Below are 12,474 nucleotides of genomic sequence, written 5' to 3' on the forward strand. Positions count from 1 at the left end.
TCGTTAACGAAAATATACAGCACAGTATGTCAATTTTAGCATTTCAAATGCCCGATAAAGTCGTAATGGAAAAAGCGGACGACTTTCATGGTTTTTTTGAGTTTAAGCCACTCGAAAGAGGATATGGAGTAACCATAGGCAATGCTCTTCGTCGTATATTGTTGTCTTCACTTGAGGGTTTTGCAATAACTTCGGTAAGATTTCCTGGTGTTCTTCATGAGTTTTCATCAATTGAAGGTGTTGTGGATGATGTGACTGAAATAATTTTAAATCTTAAACAAGTAAGATTTAAGAAGATTTCGGACTTTGTAGATAATAAGATAACCGTAAAAGTAAAAAATCAAACCGAATTAACTGCTGGTGAAATTAGCAAGTTTTCTTCTTGTTTTGAGGTTCTTAACCCTGATTTAGTAATTGCAAAATTAGATTCTAAAAAAGAAATAGAATTTGAAATTATTGTTGATAAAGGAAGAGGTTATGTACCTAGTGAGGAGCATAAAGCAAACGATTTGCCAATTGGATTTATTTCGATTGATTCAATTTACACACCGATCAAAAATGTTAAGTTCAGTGTAGAAAATACACGTGTTGAGCAAAGAACTGACTACGAAAAACTTCTTATTGAGATTAAAACGGATGGTTCTATTCATCCAGAAAAGGCTCTTCAGGAGGCTTCTCATATTTTGATTCAGCATTTTCTTAAATTTACAGATGAAAACATGGTGTTCGATTCTAAGAAAGATGAGGAAGATAATATGGTTGATGAAGAATTCTTACACATGAGAAAACTTCTTAAAACATCATTACAAGACTTAGATTTGTCTGTTAGAGCTTACAATTGTCTTAAATCTGCCGATATCCGTACTTTAGGTGATTTAGCTAGATTGGAAGTGGCTGACATGATGAAGTTCAGAAATTTTGGTAAAAAATCACTTACTGAGTTAGAGCAATTAATTGCTGACAAGCAGTTGCACTTTGGTATGGATGTAGCCAAATACAAATTAGACGAAGAATAATAATTTCGCAGAATTAATTTTAAATACTCGTAATAGGTGGAAAACATATCTGCGAAAGTGTTTTCAAACCGTTACTTACGACAATAAAACAAAATGAGACACGGTAAAAAAGTAAACCATTTAGGTAGAACAAAATCACATAGAGACGCTTTATTGGCTAATCTTGCAATTTCTTTGATTAAAGCAAAAAGAATTGAAACTACTTTGGCTAAGGCTAAAGCTTTGAGAGTATACGTTGAGCCTTTGATTAACAAATCTAAAACTGATAATACGCACTCAAGAAGAACTGTTTTTTCTTATCTACAAGATAAGGAAGCGATTAAAATTCTTTTTAGCGATATTGCGGAGAAAGTTGCAGAAAGAAACGGAGGATATACTAGAATTATTAAATTAGGACAAAGACAAGGTGATAATGCTGTAGTAGCATTAATTGAATTGGTTGACTTTAATGATAATTTGGTAAGCTCTAATGTTGAAGAGGGAGAAGCTAAAGCTAAACGTTCTAGAAGAGGTAAATCAAAAAAATCTGATTCTGAAATAGCTGCACAAGTTGCTGCTGAAGAGCCTTCTGCTGTAGTAGTAGAAGATGAGGCTCCAGCTACCGAAGCTGTTGAAGCTTCTGTTGAGGAGGTAGTTGTTGAGTCAGCTACTGAAGTTGCGGAAGAGACTCCTGAAACGCCAGATGTTGAAGGTACAGAAGAAGAGAAGTAAGACATAATAGTTTGAAATTAAAAAAGGAGCTCAAAGAGCTCCTTTTTTGCTTTATATTGTTTTTCCTAATCATCAAAACTAAATACTCCCACTGGAATATTTGAACTACTAATTATTTGCTTTGTCTTGCTCGGATTCAATAATCCTGAAAGGAAACCTCTTTTATGTGTTGTAAGAAAAATTAGCGAAATCCCTTCTTTTTTAATTGTATCATTTAGACCTTCTTTTAAGCTATCACTTTCAGACTGAATTATTTGAATTTTTTCGTTTATAAATTTTGCTTCAATACTTTTAATGAACCGTTCATCTGGATTTATATTTAATTCATTTTTTTCGTTAATGTGAATAATATCCAAGCCTAACGGAGATTTTTTAGCAAAGGAGATTGCTTTTTCAATAAATTTTTCTTCATCATATTCTAATTGGGAAGCGTAGGCTAGCCTCATCATTATTTCACCTTCATAGTTCTCAGGAATCATAATGAGAGGAACATGGATGTTGTCAATCAAATGATTTGCAGTAGAGCCAATTAATTTATCTAGGAAAGTCTTATGTCCCGTTTTTCCTATTACTACAACAGCATCTTTTTCTATCTCAGTAATATCATTTATTATACTTGTTAAATCACTAAAAGATAGTTTGTATTCAGCATTTAAACCTTCTGAAATTGCATCTTCCACTTCTTTTTTTAAAACTTGTTCTAAATTATCGACTGTATCTTTAAAAGTTTCTTCCAACATACCAATTGGAATGTTAGGGTCTATAATAGGGGGAGAGTAGGCATGAACTAAAATCAATTTAGAATCAAAAGAATTAGCTAATTTTTTAGCATATTTTACACAGTTTTCAGCTCCTTTTGAAAAATCTGTCGTTACAATAATTGTTTTCATATTATTAGCGTCTTTAAGTTTTGGTTATATTTTTAGATATCTCCTAATGTAAAGATATTAAAAGTGAATACAATAAATAATGATTTAGCTCTTATTTAAAATATGATTTTTGGTAATTTATCAATAAATTGTATACTTATGAAGGTATTTGTTAGATAAGTTGAAATTTTGATTTAACTTTGTATTCCGATAATCTTATCTAATCGGAAAACTTAATTTTAATGACTTTCATTCCCCAAAACGCCATTTTATTACTTCAAGATGGCACCGTTTTTAAAGGCAAAGCTTTAGGTAAAATTGGTACTACAGTTGGTGAAATCTGTTTCAATACAGGTATGACCGGTTACCAAGAAATTTATACTGATCCCTCTTATTTTGGACAGGTTATAGTGAATACCACGGCTCACATAGGAAACTATGGAGTGAAGTTGGACACTGAAGAAGAATCTGACAGTATAAAAATCAAGGGTATGATTTGTAATGCCTATGCTGATCATTATTATTCTAGAACTACCGCAGACTACTCTCTTCAAGAATATTTTGAAAAAAATGGGATTGTTGGAATCTGTGATATTGATACCAGACAAATAGTTAGGCATATTAGAAATGCTGGCGTGATGAATTGTATTATTTCTTCAGAATCGGAGGATATTGAAGAGCTGTCAAAGGTTTTAAATGAATGTCCTTCAATGGAAGGTCTTGAGTTGAGTTCTTTGGTTAGCACCAATGAACCTTACTTTTTAGGAAATCCAGAGGCTAAATATAAACTTGCAGTAATTGATTATGGTTGTAAAAGAAATATTCTTAGAAATTTTATTGAAAGAGATTGTTATGTGAAAGTTTTTAATGCGAAAACTGACATAAAGGAAATACAAGAGTGGGGAGCTGATGGCTATTTTATTTCGAATGGCCCAGGAGATCCAGGTGCTATGGATTATGCCGTTGAAACCATTTCAGGCCTTTTAGAAGAAAATAAACCCTTGTTTGGAATATGTCTAGGTCACCAACTATTGAGTCGCTCGGTAGGGATCGGTACTTATAAAATGCATAATGGTCACCGTGGGCTAAATCATCCGGTAAAGAATCTTATAACGGGCAAATGCGAGGTTACTTCTCAAAATCATGGTTTTGCGGTTATTCCTGAAGAAGCTTATAAAAATGAAAATGTTACTGTAACGCACTTAAATTTGAATGATAATACTATTGAAGGTATCTCATTGAAAAACAAACCAGCATTTTCTGTACAGTATCACCCAGAAGCGGCACCAGGGCCTCATGATTCTAATTACTTATTCGATCAGTTTGTCGCTATGATGAACTAATTATCGACGAATATGAATTTATATAGTACTAATCATTTAAGTGAAGATGTAAATTTTCAAGAAGCTATTTTCAGAGGTTTACCTCCTGACAATGGACTTTATATGCCAAGTTTTATTCCTACTTTACCATCGACTTTTTGGGATTCTGTTGAAAAGTTGTCATTGCAAGAAATTGCATTTGAGATTTCTTATACTTTATTAAAAGAGGAGATATCTGCTGATGACCTTAAAGAAATAATAGAAAAATCAATTGATTTTGCTGCTCCTGTTATTGGTATTTCAGAAAACATTCACTGTTTAGAGTTATTTCATGGACCATCCATGGCCTTTAAAGATTTTGGAGCAAGATTTATGGCAGCGGTAATGTCTTATTTCTTAAAAAAATCAGAGAAAACTATAAATATCCTAGTAGCCACTTCTGGAGATACGGGTGGAGCTGTTGCTCAAGGTTTTTTTGAAAGTAATAATATTTCGGTCACGATTCTTTATCCTGAAGGAAAGGTAAGTGATATACAAGAAAAACAATTAACTACTTTAGGTAAGAATATTCAAGCTGTCGAAATTGATGGCACTTTTGACGATTGTCAAGCATTGGTAAAAAAAGCTTTTCTTGATGAAGATTTGAGAGCTAATTTTAATTTAGCCTCCGCTAATAGTATAAATATAGCAAGACTTATACCCCAGTCATTTTATTATGTTGCCGCCTATGCCCAAATGAAAAGATTAGGCAAGAAAATCGTTTTCTCTGTGCCCTCTGGTAATTTTGGAAACCTTACTGCGGGCTTATTAGCAATGAAAATGGGAATGCCAGTTGATACTTTTATTGCAGCTACCAATGTAAATAAAGTGGTGCCAGAATATTTAGAATCTGGAATATATACCCCTATTTCTCCTTCTATTTCTACTATTTCGAATGCGATGGATGTTGGAAATCCGAGTAATTTCCCGAGGATGTCTGCCATTTTTAATGGCGAATTGAATCAAATGAGAGAGGTTGTAAAAGGGACATTTTTTGATGACAATCAAACACGTGAAGCTGTTAAAGAAATTTATTCAAAATTTGAATATTTGACATGTCCACATTCTGCTATTGCATATTTAGGCTTAAAAGAGTTTTTGGAAGAAAATAATTCTGAATATGTAGGTGTGTTTTTGTCCACAGCACATTATGCTAAGTTTTTGCCTGAGATGGAATCTATTTTAGGCTTTACGCCAGAAATACCTGAAAGGTTGGAAGTGCTTTTAGAGAAAACTAAAATTTCTACAAAGCTTAAAAATGACTATCAGCTTTTTAAAGCTTTTTTAGAGGAGAATTTAATATAATAAATAAGGCTTTGGGAAACCAAAGCCTTATTTATTTCTCTATTTTATTATAATCGCTGCAAGAGGCGGCAATGTTATATTAATGGACTGGGCAAATCCATGAGCAGCAATATCTTCGGTTTTAATATCACTATTTGTCATTCCAGATCCCCAATATTCAGTTTTATCGGAATTGAAAATCTCTGTATATTGTTTGTTTTTAGGAACTCCAATTCTATAATTGTGCCTTGGAGCAGGTGTTAAATTGAGAAGTATTAAAACTTCATCATTCAAACCTTTTCTTCTGTAATAAACTACACAATTATCAGTATCAGTTGTGTCTAACCAATCAAAACCATCCGGGCTAAATTGTTTGTCGAAAAGAGCGGGCTCTGCTCTATACACTTTGTTTAGATCTTGAACTAATCTATTTACACCTTTATGGCTATCATAATTTAATAAATGCCAATCTAAGCTTTTAAGAAAATTCCACTCTTCTGATTGCCCAAACTCGCCACCCATAAACATCAGTTTTGAGCCTGGATGGGTAAACATATAACTGAACAAGACCCTTAAATTTGCAAATTTTTGCCATTCGTCGCCTGGCATTTTATTGAGTAAAGAATGCTTGCCATAAACAACTTCGTCATGCGAGAGTGGCAACATAAAGTTTTCAGAGAATGCATAAACTGTACTGAAAGTAAGGTCGTTTTGGTGCCATTTTCTGTACATTGGGTCTTTTGAGAAATACCTAAGTGTATCATTCATCCAGCCCATCATCCATTTCATTCCAAAGCCCAAACCACCCATAAATGTAGGGCGAGAAACGCCAGGGAAAGCAGTAGATTCTTCAGCAATGGTTTGCGTGTCAGGGAAAGAAGAATAGATTTCCTCGTTCAGTTCCTTGAATAATGAAATTACTTCAAGATTCTCTCTGCCTCCAAATACATTCGGAATCCACTCTCCATCATTTCTCGAATAGTCACGATATAGCATGGAAGCTACGGCGTCTACTCTTAATCCGTCAGCATGGTACCTATCTAACCAAAACAAGGCGTTACTTATTAAGAATGAGCGAACCTCATATCTTCCATAATTGAAAATGTAAGATTTCCAGTCTGGATGGTATCCTTGGCGTGGATCTTCGTGTTCGTAGAGAGCTGAACCGTCAAATCTGTAAATTCCATGGGCATCATTTGGATAGTGAGAAGGAACCCAGTCCAATATTACGCCGATGTCGTTTTTGTGTAATTGCTCCACCAAATACATAAAATCTTGCGGTGAGCCAAACCTACTACTTGCTGCAAAATAACCTGTAATTTGATATCCCCAAGAAGGTTCGTAAGGATGTTGCATAACAGGCATGAACTCTACATGTGTAAAGCCCATTTCTTTTACATATGGAACCAAAGTGTCGGCTATTTCTCTATAGGTCAGTCTTCTATCATGGTCATTAGGGTCTCTTTTCCAAGAACCTATGTGAACTTCATATACCGAACATGGAGCATTTAAGCTATTGGCTGCTTTGCGTTTTTTCATCCAATCGCTGTCATCCCATTCATACCATGTATCCCAAACTATAGACGCTGTTTTTGGTGATTCTTCCCATTTTAAAGCAAATGGGTCACCTTTTTCTAGTTTTTGCCCACCAATATTTGAATCTATGAAATATTTATAGACTGTACCATTGCCGATATTTGCAATCCAACCTTCCCATATTCCAGAGCCATCCCATCGAGGCAAAAGCTGATGGCTTTCTCTATTCCAACCGTTAAAATCACCTATTACGGAAACAGACTGAGCATTAGGTGCCCAAACGGAAAAATAAGTTCCTTCAACATCTTGATTTGCCCTTACATGGGAGCCCAGTTTTTCATACAATCTGAAATGCCTTCCAGATTTAAACAAACCTATATCAAAATCAGTTAGTAAAGAGAAGGGTTCGACATTTTTAAATTCTATTTTTTCAGGAATGGCTTGCTTTTTTTTGCTCATATAGGTTAAATTTCAATTTTTGTACAATATTTTAAAATAATATTTGTTTTCCAAAATACAATTTTGATTTAGCATTAAAAAAAGGTAAGATAGTAGTTTTTTAATAGGTTTTACTTTCTTTTTTTGAAAAATTTAATAGAATACTTTTAATTAAACTTTTAGTAGAAATAAATGAATTCAAGTATTTTTGTGCTTTGAATTAGAATAATAATAAAATGGAGATTTTAAAAATTGAACAATATGTGGTTTTCAAGCCAGAAAGCGAAGATTTTGATGCTACTCTGGCTTCACAAATAGAGAAAAATATTGCAGGAATGTATTCTGCAGAAGGTAGGATTAACTTTATTATTGACCTTACAAGTGTAAAAGAATTTACTTCGGCAGGTATTGTTTTGTTTAATAAAGTCCAAAAGATTTGCAAAAATGAATCAGGTTTATTGGTTTTAGTAACAACCGACGACAATTTAATTGACACAATTTCGACGCAAGCAGAAGATTTTTTACTCATTTTACCAAGTCAAGAAGAGGCTATAGATGCAGTTTTTATGAATGAGTTAGAAAATGATTTCAAAGACGAGCAGGAAGATGAGTTTGGTATGGATGGGGAGAGTGATTATTGAAAAACAAAAAAAGATTGGAATTTAGAATATTAGGTACTGGTTCGGCGACACCGCAGTTGCAAAGAAATCCTTCAGCATTCACACTTGCTATTGATAATTTCTTGATACTTATTGATTGCGGTGAGGGTACTCAATATCGACTTCTACAGTATAAAATCAAGTCTTTTCGGATAAAATACATTCTTATAAGCCACTTGCATGGCGACCATTATTTTGGTTTAATTGGGCTTATAAGTACCATGAATATGCAGAAAAGGAAGGAAACGCTAACGGTTTTTGGTCCTAAAGGTTTAAATGAAATAATAACGCAACAATTAAAATATTCTGGATCTATTCTCAACTTTAAACTAGAATTTGTTCAGACTAATTCTGAAAAATTTGAGGAAATATTTTCAGATGATACAATTAAAATTGATTCCTTTCCATTAAAACACAGAATTGAATGCACTGGTTTTTTGGTTACTAAAAAGAATAGTAAACGGAAAATAATTGCAGACAAACTTCCTCCAAACTTCCCAATTCCTTTTTATCGATTATTAAAAGATGGATTTGATGTGAATGATGAGCTAAATGGAGAAGTTTATAAAAACTCTGAATACACAACCGAAGGGTCAAACGAAAAGAAATTTGCCTATTGCTCAGATACAATTTTCGACAAATCTGTAGTTAAATATGTAAAAAATGCAGATTTATTATATCACGAATCAACATTTACCACAGAATTAGAAAATAGAGCTCAAGCAACTTTTCATTCTACAGCGGCACAAGCTGCTCAGATAGCTACTTTGGCCAAAGTTGGGCAATTAGTAATTGGTCATTTTTCTTCCAGATACAAAACCGAGGAGCTTTTTCTTGAAGAAGCAAAAGCGGTTTTTTCTCAAACTGCCCTTGCAGAAGAGGGTAAAAATTTCATTATTTAAGTATTTTATATAATTTTTATTATTGATTAAACAATTTTGAAATTTATTAACCTATAAAGTCTATGAATTTAGTAGAGTAATAAATATCTTTGAAAAAAATAATTGGAATCGATCAATGAAGAGTTTCAGAACAGAGTTAGAAAATCCCCTTGTTGAACAAGATATTTTAGATTTAGAGCGAAAAATAAGACTTTTTCAAGAGGGTGAAATCCATGAGGATAAATTTAGAAGTCTTAGATTAGCACGAGGTGTTTATGGCCAAAGGCAGTCAGGAGTTCAAATGATAAGAATTAAATTGCCTTATGGTAAAATGACTTTTAAGCAATGGAAGAGGATTGCTGACGTATCTGATGAATATTCCACTGGAAATCTGCATTTAACAACCCGTCAGGATGTTCAGATTCACTTTGTGAGCTTAGATCGTACGCCTGAATTGTGGCATACGCTTGAACAAGATAATGTAACCTTAAGAGAAGCATGCGGGAATACTGTAAGAAATGTTACAGCTTCTGTTACAGCTGGTATTGATCCAAATGAGCCTTTTGATGTTTCTCCTTATGCTCAGGCAGTTTTTGAATATTTTTTAAGAAATCCTATCTGCCAAGAAATGGGCAGGAAAATTAAAATGTCTTTCTCCAATACTGAAGAAGACACAGCTTTGGCATTTATACATGACATGGGTTTTTTGCCTAAAATAGAAAATGGAAAAAGAGGCTTTAAAACTTTTGTGGCAGGTGGATTGGGTGCTCAACCTCGCATGGCTGATTTAGCTTATGAGTTTTTGCCTGAAAATCAACTAATTCCATTTATTGAAGCAGTATTACGTGTTTTTGATAGACATGGTGAAAGGAATTCTAGGAGCAAGGCCAGAATGAAGTTTTTAGTTCAAAAAATTGGCTTTGATACTTTTATGGAGCTTGTGAAAGAAGAGCAGAAAGCTTTAAAAAATACAAGTTTTGAAATTGAAACTGCAGGTTTTGATGGAAATGAGAAAGTAGAAATTAAAGAAGTATTACCTGAAGATTTGCAAAAGTTTGAACTTTGGAAAAATACCAACGTTTTCGAACAGAAGCAAAAAGGGAATTTTGGTGTTTACGTTAGAATTCCTTTAGGAAATATATCGAGCGATGATTCTAGAACTTTGGTTTCGGATTTAAGTGGATTTGTTGGAGACGATATTCGTGTCACTATAAATCAGGGTTTGATGTTTAGAAATGTACCAAAAGCTAACTTGCCTTTTGTTTTTAACACACTAAATAAAATTGGATTGGCAAATCCTGGGGCAAATAGCGTTGCAAATATTACTGCTTGTCCTGGAACTGATACTTGTAATTTGGCAATTTCGGATAGTACTAGTATTACTTATGAATTTGAAAAAGTGATTGACCAAGAATTCCCAGACTTGGTTAAAAATAATGACATTAAAATCAAAATATCTGGTTGTATGAACTCGTGTGGACAGCACGGAATGGCCAATATTGGTTTTCATGGTAGTTCATTAAAATCTGCTGATAAGAAAGTTTTGCCTGCACTACAAGTTTTGTTAGGTGGTGGTTCTTTGGGAGATGGATATGGCAGAGCTGCGGAAAAAGTGATTAAAGTGCCTTCGAAAAGGGGTCCTGATGTTTTAAGGCTATTGTTTAGAGACTATCAGGAAACTAGAATTGAAGGAGAATACTTTAATGATTTTTTTGAAAGAAAAGGCAAAAACTATTTCTATGAATTATTGAAGCCTTTGGCAAGTTTAGATAGCTTAGTTCCTACAGATTTTGTGGATTGGGGGCAAGAAGTTTCATTTGAAACGGCCATAGGAATTGGTGAATGTGCGGGAGTAATGATAGACTTGGTGGGCACATTGTTTCTTGAAGCTCAAGAAAAGTTAGAGGACGCAAAAGCTGTGTTTGGAAAAAGCCAATGGGCGGATGCCATTTATTTGGCATACAGTGCTCAGGTCAATGCAGCAAAGGCTTTACTTTTAGATATTGATGTCAATTGTAATACCCAAATGAAAGTGATTTCGGAGTTTACTAAAAACTTTGATGCTAATTTTGAAGAGAAAATTTTAAGATTAAACAAAGTAGAACCTAGTAAAGATTTCGCTTTGGATTATATAAATGATGCGAACCTTTTCTGTGAAGAAACAGAGAAAAGAAGGGAGAATTTGAAAAAAGAAGAAGTATTAAACAATGCCTAATCTTAATAAAATACCTCAATTGACGCTTGTCGGTGCTGGGCCTGGTGATCCTGAACTGATAACACTAAAGGCGATCAACGCTTTGAGAAATGCGGATGTGGTACTTTTTGATGCTTTGGCCAATGAGGAATTGTTGGAATATTGTCACCCACTTTGTGAAAAAATATATGTTGGTAAAAGAGGGCATAAAAAAGGAATTACGCAAGACAGTATCAATTTTTTGATTGCCGAAAAAGCCTATGAAAAAGGACATGTAGTCCGCCTAAAAGGTGGAGATTCTTTTGTGTTTGGACGTGGAATGGAGGAAATAGAATTTGCAACATTGAGAGGGATCAAGTGTTCTTATGTTCCAGGTATTTCATCTGTTTTTTCAGGTGGAAATTTCTTGATTCCCTTGACAGATAGGAGAGTTAGCGATGGTTTTTGGGTAATAACAGGCCATAAATCTGACAAAAGTTTTGCAAAGGACTTAGAATTAGCCGTAAAATCAAATTCTACGATCATTTTGTTGATGGCTATGTCTAAGTTGGAATTTATAGCCAAACAGTATGCTGATGCAAATAGAGCCGAAATACCAGTTTGTATTATTCAAAATGCAAGTACAGCTAAAGAAAAAATGGTAATAGGGAAAGTGGGGCAATTGGCGAATATGGCTTTTGAAAATAACTTATCAAATCCTGCCATTATCATTATTGGTGAAGTTGTGAATTACAGTAAATATAGTCAAATGGATTATTCAAAAATCAGTTTAGAAGTAGAATTAGCTTCTTAAATAGTTTAATTTTGCATTTTATTTTAAGAATATGATTGAAATATTAGAAGGGTTTGATTTAGTAGATTCTTTGAAATTTGTAAGCAAGAAATTTCCGGGGAAAGTGGTTTTTTCTACTTCTTTCGGGCAAGAAGATCAAGTTATAACTGATGCTATTTTTAAAAATAACATAAATATTAAAGTTTTTACTTTGGATACGGGCAGACTTTTTCCAGAAACTTATGAGTTGATGGACAAAACAAAAGCTAGATATAAAAAGTCGTTTGAAACTTATTTTCCAGAAAATGAAAAAGTTGAAACTTTGGTAAAAGAAAAAGGATTCAATTCTTTTTACGAATCAGTTGAAAACCGTAAGGAATGCTGCAATATCCGCAAGATAATAGGATTGAAACGAGCATTGAAAGGGAATGAGGTTTGGATAACTGGTTTACGAGCTGAACAATCCGAAAATAGAAGTAGTATGGCCATTTGGGAGTTTGATGAAGGGAACAATATTCATAAGTTCAATCCTTTGGTTCATTGGTCTGCTTCTAAAATGGAAGAATATTTAGAAGAAAACAATGTTCCACAAAATGTATTGCATAAAAAAGGCTTTGTAAGTATAGGTTGCCAACCTTGCACGCGAGCTATTGAAGTAGGAGAGCATCCGAGAGCTGGTAGATGGTGGTGGGAAGAATCCCAAAAAGAGTGCGGATTGCACGCCGTAAAATAATTTGCTTAGATTTTTAGAAA

At 33.9% G+C, this 12,474-nt stretch carries 11 protein-coding genes; 9 read left to right on the top strand and 2 right to left on the bottom strand.

From position 1 onward, the window contains the following. The first annotated feature begins 26 nt into the window (after nucleotides 1-26). Nucleotides 27-1,016 (top strand): DNA-directed RNA polymerase subunit alpha, encoded by a 990-nt coding sequence (locus EGI22_RS03725; RefSeq protein WP_255066512.1) that lies wholly within the window; start codon nucleotides 27-29, stop codon nucleotides 1,014-1,016. Between the two features lie 93 nt (nucleotides 1,017-1,109). Next, on the top strand, nucleotides 1,110-1,727 hold the full coding sequence (gene rplQ / locus EGI22_RS03730) for a 50S ribosomal protein L17 (RefSeq protein WP_255066513.1): 618 nt from the start codon (nucleotides 1,110-1,112) through the stop codon (nucleotides 1,725-1,727). Between the two features lie 65 nt (nucleotides 1,728-1,792). Here rplQ and EGI22_RS03735 read toward each other — a convergent pair whose 3' ends face one another. Continuing rightward, nucleotides 1,793-2,617, bottom strand: a complete 825-nt coding sequence (locus EGI22_RS03735; RefSeq protein WP_255066514.1) for a universal stress protein — start codon at nucleotides 2,615-2,617, stop codon at nucleotides 1,793-1,795. Nucleotides 2,618-2,838: 221 nt separating this feature from the next. Here EGI22_RS03735 and carA point away from each other — a divergent pair, with 221 nt between their 5' ends. Continuing rightward, nucleotides 2,839-3,939: a glutamine-hydrolyzing carbamoyl-phosphate synthase small subunit gene (carA, locus tag EGI22_RS03740; protein ID WP_255066515.1), complete on the top strand. Its 1,101-nt coding sequence runs from the start codon at nucleotides 2,839-2,841 to the stop codon at nucleotides 3,937-3,939. 12 nt (nucleotides 3,940-3,951) lie between these two features. Further along, a complete protein-coding gene (thrC, locus tag EGI22_RS03745; RefSeq protein ID WP_255066516.1) occupies nucleotides 3,952-5,262 on the top strand; it encodes a threonine synthase in 1,311 nt (436 codons plus the stop codon). Between the two features lie 39 nt (nucleotides 5,263-5,301). On the opposite strand, the gene glgB is transcribed toward thrC, so the two are convergent. After that, the gene (glgB, locus tag EGI22_RS03750) at nucleotides 5,302-7,236 is read right to left on the bottom strand and encodes a 1,4-alpha-glucan branching protein GlgB (protein WP_255066517.1); all 1,935 of its coding nucleotides are present in this window, start codon (nucleotides 7,234-7,236) and stop codon (nucleotides 5,302-5,304) included. 215 nt (nucleotides 7,237-7,451) lie between these two features. Between glgB and EGI22_RS03755 the strand changes: the two genes are divergently transcribed. The 5 genes from EGI22_RS03755 to EGI22_RS03775 all read left to right on the top strand — a co-directional run bounded on the left by EGI22_RS03755 (nucleotide 7,452) and on the right by EGI22_RS03775 (nucleotide 12,454). Further along, the gene (locus EGI22_RS03755; RefSeq protein ID WP_255066518.1) at nucleotides 7,452-7,856 is read left to right on the top strand and encodes an STAS domain-containing protein; all 405 of its coding nucleotides are present in this window, start codon (nucleotides 7,452-7,454) and stop codon (nucleotides 7,854-7,856) included. 14 nt (nucleotides 7,857-7,870) lie between these two features. Next, a complete protein-coding gene (locus EGI22_RS03760) occupies nucleotides 7,871-8,776 on the top strand; it encodes a ribonuclease Z (RefSeq protein WP_255066519.1) in 906 nt (301 codons plus the stop codon). Between the two features lie 115 nt (nucleotides 8,777-8,891). Then, the gene (locus EGI22_RS03765; RefSeq protein ID WP_255066520.1) at nucleotides 8,892-10,970 is read left to right on the top strand and encodes a nitrite reductase; all 2,079 of its coding nucleotides are present in this window, start codon (nucleotides 8,892-8,894) and stop codon (nucleotides 10,968-10,970) included. Next, nucleotides 10,963-11,742, top strand: coding sequence for a uroporphyrinogen-III C-methyltransferase (cobA, locus tag EGI22_RS03770; RefSeq protein WP_255066521.1), 780 nt, complete (start codon nucleotides 10,963-10,965; stop codon nucleotides 11,740-11,742). Before EGI22_RS03765 ends, cobA begins: the two co-directional genes overlap by 8 nt. 31 nt (nucleotides 11,743-11,773) lie before the next feature. After that, nucleotides 11,774-12,454 (top strand): phosphoadenylyl-sulfate reductase, encoded by a 681-nt coding sequence (locus tag EGI22_RS03775; RefSeq protein ID WP_255066522.1) that lies wholly within the window; start codon nucleotides 11,774-11,776, stop codon nucleotides 12,452-12,454. The last annotated feature ends 20 nt before the right edge of the window (nucleotides 12,455-12,474 follow it).

Origin of the sequence: Lacihabitans sp. LS3-19, assembly GCF_024343575.1 — a bacterium.
Lineage (GTDB): Bacteria > Bacteroidota > Bacteroidia > Cytophagales > Spirosomataceae > Leadbetterella.